The sequence below is a fragment of the Desulfosoma caldarium genome (genome assembly GCF_003751385.1).
Classification (GTDB): Bacteria; Desulfobacterota; Syntrophobacteria; order Syntrophobacterales; family DSM-9756; genus Desulfosoma; species Desulfosoma caldarium.
Genome location: NZ_RJVA01000013.1, coordinates 354,246 through 370,202 on the forward strand (window position 1 = coordinate 354,246; position 15,957 = coordinate 370,202).

The 15,957-nt window shown below is 57.7% G+C and carries 12 protein-coding genes; 4 read left to right on the forward strand and 8 right to left on the reverse strand.

Going from position 1 to position 15,957, the window contains the following annotated elements; all coding sequences use genetic code 11:
- Positions 1-17: 17 nt before the first annotated feature.
- Entirely contained in the window at positions 18-935 is a 918-nt protein-coding gene (speE, locus tag EDC27_RS11990; RefSeq protein ID WP_123290843.1) for a polyamine aminopropyltransferase, read from the forward strand.
- A gap of 13 nt (positions 936-948) precedes the next feature.
- Positions 949-1,890, forward strand: a complete 942-nt coding sequence (locus EDC27_RS11995) for an ATP-binding protein (RefSeq protein WP_123290844.1) — start codon at positions 949-951, stop codon at positions 1,888-1,890.
- A 58-nt stretch (positions 1,891-1,948) separates the two neighbouring features.
- Here the strand turns inward: EDC27_RS11995 and EDC27_RS12000 are convergent, their stop codons facing one another.
- Both EDC27_RS12000 and upp read right to left on the reverse strand, forming a co-directional pair.
- Positions 1,949-3,199, reverse strand: a complete 1,251-nt coding sequence (locus EDC27_RS12000) for a uracil-xanthine permease family protein (protein ID WP_123290968.1) — start codon at positions 3,197-3,199, stop codon at positions 1,949-1,951.
- Between the two features lie 105 nt (positions 3,200-3,304).
- Positions 3,305-3,931 (reverse strand): uracil phosphoribosyltransferase, encoded by a 627-nt coding sequence (gene upp / locus EDC27_RS12005; RefSeq protein ID WP_123290845.1) that lies wholly within the window; start codon positions 3,929-3,931, stop codon positions 3,305-3,307.
- Between the two features lie 89 nt (positions 3,932-4,020).
- Here upp and EDC27_RS12010 point away from each other — a divergent pair, with 89 nt between their 5' ends.
- Together EDC27_RS12010 and hisF are read left to right on the forward strand one after the other, a co-directional pair.
- Positions 4,021-4,803: a glycerophosphodiester phosphodiesterase gene (locus tag EDC27_RS12010; RefSeq protein ID WP_170161780.1), complete on the forward strand. Its 783-nt coding sequence runs from the start codon at positions 4,021-4,023 to the stop codon at positions 4,801-4,803.
- On the forward strand, positions 4,797-6,380 hold the full coding sequence (hisF, locus tag EDC27_RS12015; protein ID WP_123290847.1) for an imidazole glycerol phosphate synthase subunit HisF: 1,584 nt from the start codon (positions 4,797-4,799) through the stop codon (positions 6,378-6,380). Before EDC27_RS12010 ends, hisF begins: the two co-directional genes overlap by 7 nt.
- Positions 6,381-6,621: 241 nt before the next feature.
- On the opposite strand, the gene EDC27_RS12020 is transcribed toward hisF, so the two are convergent.
- The 6 genes from EDC27_RS12020 to EDC27_RS12045 all read right to left on the reverse strand — a co-directional run bounded on the left by EDC27_RS12020 (position 6,622) and on the right by EDC27_RS12045 (position 15,465).
- The gene (locus EDC27_RS12020; protein WP_123290848.1) at positions 6,622-7,452 is read right to left on the reverse strand and encodes a PEP-CTERM sorting domain-containing protein; all 831 of its coding nucleotides are present in this window, start codon (positions 7,450-7,452) and stop codon (positions 6,622-6,624) included.
- A gap of 472 nt (positions 7,453-7,924) precedes the next feature.
- Positions 7,925-9,178, reverse strand: a complete 1,254-nt coding sequence (locus tag EDC27_RS12025; RefSeq protein WP_170161781.1) for an aldo/keto reductase — start codon at positions 9,176-9,178, stop codon at positions 7,925-7,927.
- A 44-nt stretch (positions 9,179-9,222) separates the two neighbouring features.
- Positions 9,223-11,208 (reverse strand): 4Fe-4S binding protein, encoded by a 1,986-nt coding sequence (locus EDC27_RS12030; protein ID WP_123290850.1) that lies wholly within the window; start codon positions 11,206-11,208, stop codon positions 9,223-9,225.
- Between the two features lie 236 nt (positions 11,209-11,444).
- Complete coding sequence (locus EDC27_RS12035) at positions 11,445-12,452, reverse strand: DUF362 domain-containing protein (protein ID WP_170161782.1); 1,008 nt, start codon at positions 12,450-12,452, stop codon at positions 11,445-11,447.
- A gap of 248 nt (positions 12,453-12,700) precedes the next feature.
- Entirely contained in the window at positions 12,701-13,729 is a 1,029-nt protein-coding gene (locus tag EDC27_RS12040) for a DUF6599 family protein (protein WP_123290852.1), read from the reverse strand.
- Positions 13,730-13,749: 20 nt separating this feature from the next.
- A complete protein-coding gene (locus tag EDC27_RS12045) occupies positions 13,750-15,465 on the reverse strand; it encodes a bifunctional sulfate adenylyltransferase/adenylylsulfate kinase (RefSeq protein WP_123290969.1) in 1,716 nt (571 codons plus the stop codon).
- Positions 15,466-15,957: the final 492 nt, after the last annotated feature.

Sequence of the window (15,957 nt, forward strand, 5' to 3'; positions counted from 1 at the left end):
GTTAGGAGGCTCTGTTGATGACAGAACAAGGCATGACTCTATATGAACCGTTCACCGCCACCATGGGACGCCGGTTCAAAATCCACCGCGTGATTCACGCGCAAAAGACCCCCTTTCAGCTCGTGGAAGTGGTAGACAGTCCCGATTTCGGCGTCACTCTTTTTCTGGATCGCCGCTTTCAAACCTCCGAACAAGACGAGTTTTTTTACCACGAATCCTTGGTCCATCCGGCCATGATGCTGCATCCCGACCCACAGCGCGTGCTCATCATCGGGGGCGGGGACGGAGGCACCCTGGAGGAGGTGTTAAAGCACCCGTCGGTGAAGGCCGTGACGATGGTGGAACTGGACGGGGAAGTGGTGGTGATTGCCAAGGCCTATCTTCGCAGCATCTGCGGCGAGGCTTTTGAGGACCCTCGCGTGCGACTCCTCATTGGGGACGGACGCCGGTTCGTGGAGGAGACGGCGGAAACCTTTGACGTCGTCTTGCTGGACCTCACCGATCCCATGGAACCGTCCAAATATGTGTACACCCGAGAATTCTACGCGCTGTGTGCCAAGCGGCTGCGGCCTGGGGGCATTCTGGGGTTGCACAACGACTCCCCGTTTTTCTTTCCAGAAGCCTACAACGTTATCACCAAGACGCTGGATGCCGTGTTTCCTCATCGGCGCCAATACACCGCCTACATCGTGGGCTATATGCTGGACTTTGCCTTTTCCGTGTGTGCCGTGGACGATGTGTTGAACGTGGAGGAAAGCGAGCTGGCACGGCGATCGGCCGAGCGCGGCCTTCAAGGCCTTTTGTTCTATACGCCCCAGCTACTGGAACGGTTCCGCACCCTGCCCGGGTATATGCAGCGGATTTTGGATCAGCCCTGTGCCGTGTCGACGGATGCGGCACCTTTTGTCATTCACACGGAACCTTTCGAGGATTAAAAAGTCAGAAGCCATGAGACACTTTGAAGAAAACAGACCGCTTCCTTCATCAGCCAAGTGCACGCGATGCCGGCAGCGGGCCGTCATCGCTCTGCCCAGCCATCATGCCAATTTTTGCGAAGCCTGCTTTGTCTTCTTCTTTCGCCGAGCGGTCCTTCGGGCCATGAAAAAATTTCCCTTGAAAGCCCAAGACCCCATCCTGGTGGCCGTGTCGGGAGGCAAGGATTCCCTGACCGTCTGGTCGGTCCTTCAGGATCTTGGGTATTCCACTAAGGGCATTCACCTGAACCTGGGAATCCCCTCCTTTTCGGAAGCTTCCCACGAGGCCATCGCCGCCTTTGCGCGCCAGAGACAGCTGCCTTGGACAAGCTATACTCTTAAGGACCTCATCGGCTATTCCATTGAAGAAATCCGTCAAAAGACCCGCCGGCCCATCTGTTCCGTGTGCGGCATGATCAAGCGGCGGCTTCTCAACCGTATGGCGCTCCAGGAAGGGTATCGCATCATCGCCACGGGCCATAATCTGGACGACGAAGCTGGAAGGCTTTTGGGAAATCTTGTGCGAAACCGCCGGGAATACATCGACAAGCATTACCCTTATCTGCCCTCGGCGCATCCTCGGCTTCCGGAAAAGATCAAGCCCCTGTACCGAGTCTCGGCCCATGAAATCCGCACCTACTGCCGCGTGGAAGGCATTCAATACGTGGAAGGGGCGTGCCCTTTGTCCCGTGGTGCCACAAGCCACATGTTCAAGGAAGCTCTGAACATGCTAGAACGCAAAATGCCTGGCACAAAAAGGGATTTCCTGTTCGCCTACATTGAGGCGCGCTCAGCGCCGAAACCCGTGGATGACTTCGGCACATGCGATCGCTGCGGAGAACCGTGTTACGGAACCCGGTGCAGTGTGTGCACCTTGTTGGAACGGCTGCAGAACCCGCCCCGAAAACAGTCCTGAAGGCCTTTGCGCGCCGACGCGTCAAGGCCTTTTTAAGGTGTTCATGGGCCTGGCGTGCCTAAAGTATTTTTTTCCGTCCGGGAAGAAGAAGGTTCAGCGCCACGCCGCAGATGCCCGCCAACCCAATGCCTTTGATAGTGAATTCACCCGCCGAAAAGGCCATGCCGCCAATGGCGAAAACCACCACCACGGCCACAATGGTCAAGTTTCGGGGTTCCATGAGGTCTTCTCCGGCGCGCACCAGCGTGTTCATTCCCACCACGGTGATGGCGCCAAAGAGCAGTATGAGAATGCCTCCCATGACCGGGACGGGTATGGTTTGCAGAAAGGCACCCAGTTTCCCGACGAAGGCCAGGGCGATGGCGCACAGGGACGCCAGGGTCATGATGGCCGGGTTGAATACCTTGGTCAGCGCCACGGCGCCGGTGACTTCCGAATATGTGGTGTTGGGCGGGCCACCCAGGAAAGAGGCAAGACTTGTGGCCAAACCATCGCCCAAAAGGGTTCGATGAATGCCCGGATCTTTGAGGTAGTCTTTTCCGGTAACGGACCCGATGGCCAGAATGTCCCCGAAGTGCTCGATGGCCGGAGCGATGGCCACCGGTGCGATGAAAAGCACCGCTTGCCAGTTCCATTCCGGAAACACGAAGGCCGGCACGGCCATCCACGGGGCTTTGGTTACAGGAGAAAAATTCACCAAGCCCAACAAAAGGCTCAGAACATAGCCGACCACGATGCCGGAAAGAATGGGCACAAGCCGCAGCATGCCGCGTCCTTTGAGCGACACCAGAATGGTGGTGGCCAAGGAGACCATGGAAACGATCAGAGCCGTTTTTTTGGGAACCAGCACGACGGCGCCGTCACCCGACTTGCCCAGAGCCATGTTCACGGCCACGGGCGCCAGGATCAATCCGATGACCATAATCACCGGGCCGATAACCACGGGTGGAAGAATGGCATCGAGCATGCGGGATCCGCGCCACCGAATGATGAGGCTGAAAAGAACATAGACCACGCCCGCGGAAGCCAACCCACACAGGGTTCCGGGAATGCCCCACGTCTTCACCCCGTAGATGATGGGCGCAATGAAGGCGAAGGATGACGCCAAAAAGACCGGTATTTTTCCCCGTGTGATAACTTGAAACAGCAAAGTGCCGGCGCCGGCGGTGAAAAGGGCCACGTTGGGATCCAAGCCCGTCAGAAGCGGCACCAGAACCAAAGCGCCAAAAGCCACAAAAAGCATTTGGGCTCCGAGAACCACGTCCCGCACCCGCAACCGATACTCCGTGGAATGAACATGGTGTTCCATGGGATTCCTCGTTTTTTCTTCGACAGAGCCTATTTCGATCCTCAAGGGAATGTGCGCCATGGGCGTGCATCATTCATGGCGGCATGTGCCGGCACGTCGAGCCGGCTACTTGGTCCCGAAAATCTTGTCGCCCGCATCCCCCAGTCCAGGAAGAATGTAGCCGTCGGCGTTGAGCTTCTCGTCCACGGCCGCCACATAGACGTCCACGTCCGGATGGGTCGCCTCTAGGCGCCGAATGCCTTCGGGAGCTGCCACGAGAAAAATGCCGCGAATGTTTTGGCACCCGGCTTCCTTCAAGAGATCGATGGTCATGACCAAAGTGCCGCCGGTAGCCAACATGGGGTCGAGGATCAGAGAGATCCTTTCGTGCATGTTTCCGGCCAGCTTGAGGTAATAGCGCACGGGTTCCAGCGTGCTTTCGTTGCGGTAAAGCCCCACCACGCTGACTTTGGCGCTGGGAATTAGGTCCAGAACACCGTCCATCATCCCTAGGCCCGCTCGAAGAATGGGGACCACCGTGATCTTTTTTCCCTTAATCCGCTCCACCTCCACCGGGCCGCTCCAGCCCTGAATGATCCTCTTTTCCGTTTCCAGGTCCTTGGTGGCTTCATAGGTCAAAAGGCGAGCGAGTTCCGATGCGAGTTCCCGAAAATCCTTGGTGCTGATATTATGCTTGCGCATGAGGCCCAGTTTGTGGCGGACCAGTGGATGACTCACGATATGTACGGGCACGGATGGCTCCTTTCTGCACTACGAGATGTGGGGTTGTCACCTTGGGCGGAGCCTATAGAGGAAAGCTACAGGGGTGTCAAGAAGGCGCCATGGTGGTGTGGAAGGATCTGGTGGAATTCCAAGGGTTGTGGATAGGGGCGCATCGAGGCGGAGCGGCTCTGGGGCCGGAAAACACGCTGGAAACGGCCATGCTGGGTTTTCAAGCCGGAGCTCATTTTTGGGAACTGGATGTGCAGTTGTCCGCAGACGGCGTGCCCGTGGTCATCCACGACGAGACCCTTGCAAGGACCACCGATGCACCGGTGCTGTACCCTCAACGGCGCCCCTGGTCCGTATGGGACTTTACGCAGGCGGAACTGGAGACCTTTGCCGCAATACCTGGTGTGTGGCGCATTCCCACATTGCGGGAAGCTTTGGCCGTGACCCGCCGGCTTCAATGGTTGGTCAATGTGGAAATCAAGGGAAGAGCCGAACACCATGACCGGCTGGTTCGAGAAACCTTGGCTCTGATCACCGAACTGGACATGGTACCTCGCGTACTTCTATCCTCCTTTCATCTGGGTGTGCTTCGACGATGTCGCGAAATGCATCAAGAGGTGAAGCTCGGTGTCGTGGTCAAGGAGGCTGTGAAGGATCCCGTGCGGCTGGTCCAAGATGTGAAAGCCTTTTCCTTTCATCCTGCCCAAAGGCATCTGCGCCGTGAGACCGTGCGGCGGTGCCGAGAAGCGGGGGTTCCCGTCATTGCCTGGACGGTCAACGATGCGGCCAGTGCCCAGAAGCTTCATGGCTGGGGCGTTTCCGCCGTCATTTCGGATCGGCCGCACGAACTCATCGAACAAGAAACATCAAAGGAGGACGCTTCGTCATGGTGACCCTTTTGGATTACGGCGCGGGAAATGTGCGCAGTGTGGTCAACGCCATCAAGAGCCTTGGATATTCCGTGCGCTTTGTGGAACGTCCCGAAGACATTATGGCTTCGGAAAAGCTCATTTTTCCCGGCGTGGGCGCCTTTGGATCCATGATGCGAGTGCTGCGCCAAAAGGGATGGGTGGAGCCGCTTCGCCGTTACCTGGAAGCGGATCGGCCCTTTCTCGGCATCTGCTTAGGGCTGCAGGCGCTGTTTCAAGCCAGTGATGAAGCGCTTGGCGAAGAGGGCCTTGGGTTCTTGAAAGGCGCGGTGCGCCGGTTTCAGGTGAATCTGGCCGTGCCCCATATCGGCTGGAATGGCATCAAGCCTCGAAAACCTTCCGCCCTTTTTCAGGGTTTAGACGGTGATGAAAAGTTCTATTTCGTACATTCATACCATGTGGATCCCGAAGACCCCGATGTGGTGCTCACCACCACCGATTACGGCGTCGAATTTGTGAGCGCCGTGCAAAAAGGGCGCGTGGTGGCCGTGCAGTTTCACCCGGAAAAGAGCGGTCCAACGGGGTTGAATATTCTTAAAAATTTCTTGGAAGGCGTTGAGGCGCCGGGCGTGCTTCCGCCCAAATCGCCGGCGCGAACGCATCTGGCCAAGCGCATCATCGCGTGCCTGGATGTGCGCACCAACGACCAGGGTGATCTGGTGGTGACCAAAGGAGATCAGTACGACGTGCGGGAAAAGGGCGCCGTACGCAACCTGGGAAAACCCGTGGATTTGGCCCGCCGCTACTACGAAGAAGGGGCCGACGAAATTACTTTTCTCAACATCACGGGCTTTCGCGATTTTCCCCTAAAAGACCTTCCCATGCTGGAAGTGCTTGAAAGAACCTCGGAAAACGTTTTTGTTCCGCTGACCATAGGAGGCGGCATTCGAGACTACGTGGACAAGGACGGAACCTTTTACAGCGCCCTGGACGTGGCGGCGGCCTACTTTCGTTCCGGAGCCGACAAGGTTTCCATCGGAAGCGATGCCGTGCTCATCGTGGAAGACGTGCTGCGCACGGGAAAAGCGACGGGCCGAAGCGCCATTGAAACCATATCGCGCATCTACGGAAGCCAGGCCGTGGTCATTTCCATCGATCCGCGAAGGGTCTATGTGCCGTCGCCGGAGGCGGTGCCTCATCGCATCATCGAAACGGCGTTTCCGGGCCCTCAAGGAGAACGCTACTGCTGGTATGAATGCACCATCAAAGGGGGGCGTGAAGGCCGCCCTGTGGACGCCGTGACGCTGGCCCGCGTGTGCCAAGATCTGGGCGCCGGAGAAATCCTTCTCAATTGCATTGACCGAGATGGCACCAACTCGGGCTTCGACCTAGAACTCATCAATGCGGTCAAGGAAGCCGTAACCATTCCCGTCATTGCTTCCAGTGGTGCCGGCTGCGCCGAACACTTTTTGGACGTCTTTACGCACACGCGGGCGGAATCGGCCCTGGCCGCCGGCATCTTTCACCGAAACGAAGTCCCCATCGGCGCCGTCAAAGCCTTCCTGGACGGCAAAGTGCCCATTCGGCCACTGCGCTCCTAACCATACGGGCACCAACGACGCGACACCATCGTGCCTAAAAGCGTACCCAAGAACGCAACATTTTGCCATTCATGGGTTGTTAACTTATGGTCATGCCATAAAGGCACAGGCCAAAAACGACATTCTCAGGCAATCTGCTGGGAGGCTGTTTGAGTAGGGTGCATTTCGGGCCTGTTGGGGCCGTAACGCACTCAAACGACGCGACCAAAACAGCGACATGCAAGCCTTCGGACAATCTCTTTTAGGTCTTCTGACCTTTTCTACGGGAGCGTAGGCGCATAAATCCGGCAAGACTCACCAGGCCGCTGCCCATAAGAAGCATGGACGCCGGCTCAGGAGTGATGTGGTGTGGGGGCGCATCCCAGCTCACCGTTTCATAGAGGACGTCGTTGGCGCAGTTAACCGTAAATCCCAACGTGAGTGCGTATTGATTATTGACCAAGGGGAGCGCCAAGGGTGATGTGAAGTTAAAGGTTAAGGTTGTTGTTCCCCACCCGTCGAAATTGACGGTGCCGACAGGCTCGGGTATTGACGATTCCCATATGACGCCGATGGGATGGTCGTCGCGAATGAGGTAACCGCTCCAATATCCCGAGTTGTCCGTTCCCGACATCTCATAGGAATAGGACAACGTCTGTGGCAAAGCATACACATCCCATGAATTGGAAATCTCTGGTGTCCCTCGAGTGTTGCCGTTCATAGGTAGTTTGGAGTTTGGATTGTAAACCACGTAGTCCCATAGCTCATCCTGGTCCACGTCCAGGAAAAGATCACCGGGGGCAAGTATTGACCACGCCGGTTCCGTTTCCCATGACAATAAGTTCAGCACGATGGTTTCCAGCTCATAATCATCGTTGAGCTCGACCGTGCCCCCTGTGAAATCCGGAATCCCGATGGTGTCCAAATCGTTGTCCCATCCTGGCCAGTAGTCTTTGTCTGTATTGTCATATCCAGGCCAATAGATCTGTGAATCGCCGAACGGAAGAGTCAAGGGCGTCGCAAGTGCGCAAAAGGGTCCTACAGCAAGAGCACACGCCATAGCCAGAAGCCAAAGGAACAGAGACCGCTTCATACCAAGCTCCCTTCAAGAATGAACACGAAATCCACATTCCATATGTTCTGATAACATCCCTGTTTCTAGATGTCGTGCTCAATGAGCAAGGAGCATGCCAGGCGTTCGAAAGCCAAAGCCCATGGTGAATCGACAAAATTTCGCTGAGAAATTAAAGAGATGTCCATCTAAAGAAGAGTTTCGATTCAACTAGTGCCGTCCCGGGCTTGAAGAGTGTGCAAAACACTGCCACAAAATGTGTGCAATGTCTTGCACAGGGTGGCCGTTGCTTTCACACAGGGGTTGAGAAGGACTGAAAGCGGCACTCTTTGCTGTTGCAAAACCTCGATCAAGTAAGGAACAGATGGACTCCGCAAGAACCTTCCAATGTCCCCTTGAAGGGAAAACCGGCAGAGCACGATTGCTGCTCAGCCCTCTTTCACAGAGGCTCAGATGGAGATCGAGGGCTGAACTTTTTGAGTCCTTTTCGCACCTAGGTTGTCCAGCTTCGGGCAAGGGTTGCGGCATCGGCCACGAGGCGTCGCAGGGGAAGGCCTTGAGGGCAGCGCTGTTCGGCTTCCCTCAGCCGCGCCTCATCCAGATGGTGAAAGGTGCCCGATTGCGCAAGGGGTGCCAGCACATCGCGGGCGGCCGTCATGTCCCCGTAGTCTCGAGCGTACATGAGACTTCGCAAAATGTCGGCGAGGGGTGCTTGAGCCGCCTGGCCACATATGGCGGCGCAGCCGGCGCAATAGCTTTGGCGAGTTTCTTGAGCGTATCGCTCGAGCCCGACTTTTTCGTCGAGGCTTAGGCTGGTCTGATCCAAGGCGGCCGCCACGTTGCTCATGAGGATGGTCATGGTGGGCATTTGAGAACAGAGGCTCGCGATGCGCGCATCTTCCCAGACGGCTTTGAGCTTGGCCTGCTTGTCTGTAAACCCGCGCGCCAGAAGTTTCTCGGCAAGATCTCCTTCGGCGGAAGTGTCCGGTCGATACGGGCCACCTCCCTGCGTTTTCATGGCCGTGAGGCCAATGCCTGCCGCCACACACCGGTCAATGGCCCGCTTGAGGGCCTCGTCGTGAATGAGCCGGAAATTGTAGGTGAACATAATGCCGTCAACCCAGCCCAGCCGAGCCGCTCCGTCCAGGCATCGGGCCATGTTGGCGTGCGTGCTGAAGCCGAAAAGGCGTATCTTTCCGGAAGCCTTGTTTTTTTCCGCCCATCGGCGTACCTCCGGGCTTAGTTCGTCGATGTGATTCACGGCGTGCAAAAAGTAGAGATCGATCCAGTCCGTTTTCATACGTTCCAGACTGCGGTTGAGAAGCTTGGTCATGCCGGCCGGATCTCGAGCGTCGGATTTGGTGACCAGAAACACCTCTTTTCGCGTTTCGGGAAACCGGCTAAAAAAAGCGCCAATCCCTTCTTCGCTGCGGCCCCCTCCGTAGCAGTCCGCCGTATCCCAATACGTCACGCCCCAGCGCAGCGCCTGACGGAGCAGCACCTGGTTGGATCCCGTATCAAACATGCCGCCCAAGGACAAAATGGACACGGGAATCTTGGACGCACCAAAAGGCCGCACGGGCACTCTTTGGGGTGGGGAAATCTTCTGCGCTCTGCCGAGGGGTGTTGCCATCAGAGACGGCGCCGTGGTTGCCGCCAGGCCCATGAAGGCGGCCGCCTTGAAAAACTGTCGGCGCGACGAAGAGTCCACGGGGTGTGGGGTGGTTAGATCTTTTTTTCGGTCCATGGTGTGTCCTCCAGGTCTGGGTTCCGATGGGTCACGCCGAGCCATCAGAATGTGCCCGACGGCTGCCGTGCCATGAGGGATCGTTCCGGATGGCGCGTTTCGTTTTCCGGAGTCACGCGAATGGCCGGAACGCCCCGAACCGGACATTCATGTTCACAAATGCCGCAGCCCACGCAGCGCGCGTGGTCCACCAGGGGCCGTTTGAGTTTGACGGCCAGAAAGACGGCGCCTTCCGGTTTTTCAATCGTGGCGGCGTGGCCATGGCCTTTTGGGTCAGTGTAAGACACCTCGATCCACCCGTCACCCCAATCGCGAATGGGCCACTGGAATGAAGGATTCCCAAAGTCTTTGACCAGCCACAGGCTTTCCAAAGGCGCACGATGTTCCACAGGACGAAAGCCGTCCACGATCCAACGGTTGTCTTCACGAGCGGTGACGCGCAGAGGCGGCATCGGCAGTTTGTCCAAGGTTTCCATAGTCTGAATGGCCTTGGGACTCACAGGGCAATTTTCTTCGCATACGATGCACGGCTTGCCGAACGCCCAGGGAAGGCATCGATTGCGATCCACGAAAGCCGCTCCCAGGCGCACGGGGCCGCGGTCCGCAAAGGCTCCGGTGCCGTGTTTTTCATCCACGGTGAGTCGCCGAATGGCCGCTGTGGGGCAGATGCGGCTACAGGCGACGCATTGATACTGGCACCCGCTGGTCCCTGCTCGAAAATCCAACACCGGTGTCCACAGACCTTCCAGACCCGCTTCCCACAAGGCGGGCTGAAGGACGTTGGTGGGGCAGATGCGCAGGCACTGGCCGCATTTGATGCAGCGGCGCAGAAACTCCGGTTCCGCCAGGGATCCCGGAGGCCGTATCACGTTCGGTGGAAAGCGATGCTGCGACAAGCCGTCCAATCGGATCACGGGCGCGGCAAAAAGCCCCGCCCCTAAGGCGACCAAGACCTGGCGCCGTGAAAGGTCCACGGCGCCGGGCGCGGCCGCCTTGGCCGGTAAAGGCGCTCGGCAGTAGGTGATGGCTTTTTCTGGGCAGACCACGAGGCAGTTGCCGCACAGAGTGCATTCCCCAGATAGAATTTCCATAGACGGGCGGCATGCCGCATCGCACACCGTCTCGCACCGTTTGCAATCGGTGCAGCGATCCGTGATGCGTGTCATGCGCCACAAAGAGTGCCGTCCCACGAGGTGCATCAGAGCTCCCGCCGGGCAGAGGTATCGGCAGTAGAATCTTGGCTTGACCAGATTGAGGCCCAAGGCGGCGAGAAACACGGCCCCGAGAAGCCAGGCCCCTTGAGTCCATCGGTTGCCGGCGAGCCCTTCTGGCTGAAAGAGTCCAAAAGCGGGAAAGAGCACCTGGTTGAGCGACCTTTGGAGCAAGGCGATGGGGTCCAGAAGACCCGTCTGAAGGGATCCCACGGCCACAGGGAACCGTGCCAAGGTCAGACCGAAAAGGAAGACGGCGGCCCCGGTCAGTCCGTCTTCGAGCCGAGATGGCCTTTTTCCGGACTCCGCATTTCCTTGGGATGCCGTTCCCAGGACGAGAGCCGCTGCGGCCGTAAAAAGCCCCAGGGTTTTGGCAGCCGAGCTCCACGATGTCCAGCGGTCTGGAGTCCACAGAGGGCCGCAGGCCATGCCGAACACCATGAAGAGGAAAATGAATTTCAAACGGTGCGCCGAATGATAGGCGTTGGCGGCCACTCGCTGCGAAAAGCTCTTGCGCCGCATGCCAAGCCATCCCAGGACGTGCTGAAGGGTTCCGAAAGGGCACACCCAGCCGCAAAAGAACCGGCCCAAAAGAAGGGTCGCGGAAAGTGTCACCAGGCCCCACAGAAGGCCGGCGAAAAGGGTGCCCGTGCCCAGGGCGGTGCCGACGGCCGACAGCGGATTCAGTTGAAGAAACCAATTGACAGGCCAGGCGCGAATTTGGGTCCATTCTGTACCCAGGCGAGTTACGGCGCAGAGGAACACAAAAAGAATCAGGAAGTAGGTCTGGCTAAGGCGTCGCACGTGATGGATGCGCATGATAGGCCCTTTGTACTTTTGGTGTCTATTCAGCGTTCCAATGCTGTTTGTCGATCGTCGCCCTTTGAAAACTCGAGCCTTAGGCCCGTCGTGAACAGGGAGAAAGCCTACATTTAAGGTGAGCTATGGAAGCGACGCCCGCCACGAAACTCTATGGTGCCTTAAGGTGCTTCCCAGGTCCGACAAAGGTGCACTGCAGCATCGACGAAGCCATGGGAATCCTCCCGACCGCGCCCCTAGAGTGTCGCTCGGTGAATGGCGACGGCCTCGAGGTTTAAGGTTCCTGCGCCCAACCGCTGTGCGTGCTGCAAATAGGGCAGCTTGTGTGGGTCGATGTTCAGCAGGGAAGCGCCCAGGGCATCCGCGGCCACAGGATCGGGGCTCACAATCAGGGTTTGTGTCTCCTTCAGGTCGGCCAACGACCCACCCGTTGGGCCGTTGGTCATCATGGTCGTGATACCGTCCAGCACCGCCAAAGTGGGTCGAAACAAAGCCGCCAATTCTCCGATGACCTCATGGACATGCTGATGAAACAGGTTGCGCGGACCGCCCAAAAGCCCGTACCAATTCTTGCAGATCATGGAAGCTCCCGCCCGGTGGTGATGCTTGACCGGGGCCAGGTTGATGACCTTGTCGGCGAGCAAAAAAGGTGCGGTCCACGAAGGCCATTGATGCAGATACTGCCCGTCGGGAAGGGTCACCGGCTGAAAATGGCGCGATTCAGGAAACCACACCTTTGCCCCGGCTCGGCGAACCGCATCGGCGATCCCCGTCAACCGAAAGCAACTGGCGGGGTCGTTGATGGGGTTGTCCGAAACGACCACTTGGGCCGCGCCGGCGTCCACGCAGTGGCGAACCACGGCTTCCACCAGTTCAGGATGCGATGTGGCGCCAAGGGATGGCGGGCTGGCAAAGGCCGCATTGACCTTCACGAAAACACGATCCCCCGAAGCGATAAACCGGGGCATGCCGCCAAGAGCTTTCATGGCCTCGGCAAAACACGCTGCACGATGGGAACCCGTCACCACCGCGACAGCCTTTGGCGCGTTGGGAACGGACCAATCAAAGGGGCCGCTGAGGCTCTTGGAACGGTCGTGGGCGCCCGTGGGCCCGATCCAGTCGCTCAGGCTCAAACCCAGAGTCCACAAGGCCGTCAAGCCCAGACCGTAGCGCAGGGCAGAGCCTAAAAACCGTCGCCGCACCGGTGAATCGAGAGAAGGCAATGGGCCTTTGGTCTCTTCCATAAGGACGGCTCCATGAAGGATAGCGTCGGAGTCAAAACCCACTCGGCATCGCATTTAAAAATTTCATCAGTTCGCCGAAAATTTCTATAGGGCCGTGCCTTGTGCCTGAGGGTTCTTGTAGGGGCAGGCCTTGTCCATGCCCCTACAAGGGCAGTCGCTCCGTGCCGGCTGTCGTCAATTGCCCGCAGACCTCATTCCTGCGCCTACGGGAGGGCGTCATGGTTGAAGCACCCTGGTGAGGGGCGCCCCTACATTGGCCGTTGGCTGGCGGAGTTTTTCAGGTGCTCTCGAAGATCCAGGGCTGCGCCTTCCGCCGCCTCTCGACGCTCGGCCTCGTGCACGCCGGCCACCCAATCTTCATGGGAAAAGACCACTTCCACAAAACCATAAAAATCCAAAACCACTAGTTCGTGCTCGGGATCTGCACCCGAAACGCGCCGTGCGCCGCTTTCTTCCAAAAACCTGGCGTAGGCTTCCGCGGCTTGGCGCCCGCCGAAACCTTCTCGAGCTTTGGCCACAAAGGCCGTCATGGGCAATCCGTCCCGGGTCACCGGCACGGCATAGGTTTCTTGAAATCCGTCATAACCAAAAGCGCTACCGAGATAAAGAACCGCCCGCTCATGGGCCTGAAAGGATTTAGGAAATCGTTGCAGTTCCCGCACGATGTCCGTGAGCGTTCCCATGGGCTTAAGGAGTGCGCGCACCGTCGTAGACAAGGCCTCAAGGAGCGGTGCCTCTTCCGAGGATGCGATCCCTTCCACGTAGTAGGGACCTGCTGCGGCGCACACGGCGTTGGCAGCTCGATATCCGAAGGTAACCTCGGGCAGAGGTGTCGCCGCCGAGCGTCTCTGTTGGCTGAAGACGGCAAAGGCGCTTTGAGGGCTGCGCATGGTGAAAAGAAAGAATTCGGCCCACAGCTGAGGGTTTTCCTTGAGGGTCACCCTCTGCGTTCGCAGGGACGTAAAACCCGCTTCCAGATAAAGTTCCGCCTTACCGTCGATTTTGTCCGCCAGTGTCTGGGCATCAAAGGTCTCCGAGGGTCCGGCGGCTTCGAGTGCCTCGTCCAAAACGGTGGACACATCCGGCAAAAGGGTTTCCGGCGCTGGGCCCTGAGCCATGGGCTTATCCAAGGGAGCCGTGCCCGCCGTTCCTGAAAGAAACGGGTCTTGCCGAAAAGACACGATGACCACTCCCGCCGTGATTGCCCCCAATAGGCCGAGCAGTACCCAGGACAGCCGGCGTTCACCGGGGCTCGGTAGTGGGCGTCGTTTGGCCATCGTGTCACTCCCCATGGGCTTTATTTGATGTATCCGGCCCGCTCCAGATAAAGCAGGACTTCTTGAGCGGCTTCATCGGGGGTGAGTTCCGTGGTGTCGATGAGGACCTCAGGGGCGGAAGGGGGCTCATAAGGGTCGTCAATGCCGGTAAAACCCTTGATAAGGCCTGCGCGAGCCTTGGCGTAAAGACCCTTGCGGTCGCGGCTTTCACATACTTCTAGAGGCGTGGCCACGTAGACTTCCACGAATCCTCCATACTTTTCAATGAGGCTGCGAATCTGGCGGCGAGTGGCGGCATAGGGGGCGATGGGAGCGCAGATGGCGATGCCGCGGTTCTTGGTAATTTCACTGGCCACAAAGCCGATGCGGCGAACGTTGATGTCCCGGTGTTCTTTGGAAAATCCCAGTTCGCTGGAAAGATTGCGTCGCACCACGTCTCCGTCCAGCAAAGTCACCGGACGACCGCCCATTTCCAGAAGGCGTGCGTAGAGAATGCGGGCGATGGTGGATTTGCCTGCGCCGGAAAGTCCCGTGCAAAAGATGGTGAAGCCCTGCTTGTGCCGTGGTGGATATCCCCTTTGCAGTTCCTCGATGACCTCGGGAAAACTGAACCATTCCGGCACGCGCTTGCCTTCTCGAAGCCTGCGGTGAAATTCTTCCAATGACATCGTCTTGATCGTGCTCTGTGGGGGCACTTCGCGAGCCGGCATGTAGGCGTCTTCTTCATAAACGTAGACCATTTCTTCTTCAAAAGGAACGATTTCAATGCCCAAGGCTTCTTGATGTTCCAGAGCCGTTTGCACGGCCGCTTCCGGATCGTAAAACCGGCGGCCGTCTGGTGTCACACCCGGGCTAGCGTGATCGCGACCCACAATGAAGTGGGTGCAGCCATAATTTTTGCGAATGAGCGCATGCAAAAGGGCCTCTCGAGGCCCGGCCAGGCGCATGGCCAAAGGAAGCAGGCTCAGAAGCATCATATTGGGCGGATAATAGCGGCTCACCGCCTGATAGCAGCGGATTCTCGTGTAATAGTCAATGTCTCCTGGCATGGCTCGGCGCGCCACGGGATGCAGCAGAAGGTTTGCCTTGGCCCGATCCATGGCTCGAAGGGTCATTTCAAACTGGGCTCGGTGCACGGGGTTGCGCGTCTGAAAGCCCACGATGCGGCGCCAGCCCAGCTTCTTGAAAAGGGCGCGCATTTCATGAGGGGTGTGGCGCAGGCGCTTGAACGCGAAATGCAGCGGCAGTTGTACCCCTTCTACGGTGCCGCCCACATAATGGGTGCCCGTGCCGTGAAAGAGCGCATCCACGCCGGGGTGAGCTGTGTCCGTGGTGCCGTAAATGATTTCCGCTTCCCGCAACTTGTCGATAGGCCAAATGTCTTCCACATGAAGCACGGCGAGCATGAAACCTTCCACATCGCGCAAGGCCACCGATTGCCCTGCGTCCAACGAGCGCGCTTCGGCTTCCGAAACGTCCAAGCAAATGGGTAAAGGCCACAGAAGGCCGTTTTGCAACTGCATGCGATCCAGCACCGATTCGTAGTCGGCATTGGTCATAAAGCCGCGAAGGGGGGAAAATGCGCCGTTCAGCAAAAGCTCCAGGTCGGAGAGTTGGCGAGCGTTGAGGGTGAGGCTGGGAAGGGTTCGGCTGAGGTCTCGAAGCATCTGCGCTCGCGCTTCATCCACTACCAGATTGACCAGTTCGCCGCCGTGTGCTGCAAGTATCCTGTCCATCATCAAGGCTTTCGCTCCGCTGGTAGGGTCCTGTGCAATAGGTTCGATCGATCTTTTCGGACAGACCTCGATTCCGTAATGGGTTTTTAGCATGTCACGTGTTTTCTTAAAACGCAAAAGGTCATGGGGTTTCCACAACGCATGGAGAGGTCAATTTCAGGTTCCAAACGAACCCGAAGCCATTCAAGCCGTTAAGGCTTCAAGGCCATAGCACTCCATGCATGAAGATCCGCGGCGCTTCGCTGAATCTGCCGCCTCCAGCGTATCCAGTCCTTGCGATCGATGATGGGTTTTCACAATTACCCTTGAAATGGGAACAGACATTTTGGTAGATAATTCACAACAAGTGAGATCCTGCCTGTTGCAAATGCACGCAATGAAAGCGGTTCATGCTGCCACACGCCAATGGGATTCGCAGCGCTCCTTTTGAGTGAAGCCGGAAGGGACTCCGCGAAATCGTTCATGACCTAGCAGACTCGTCGCTGCGCACTA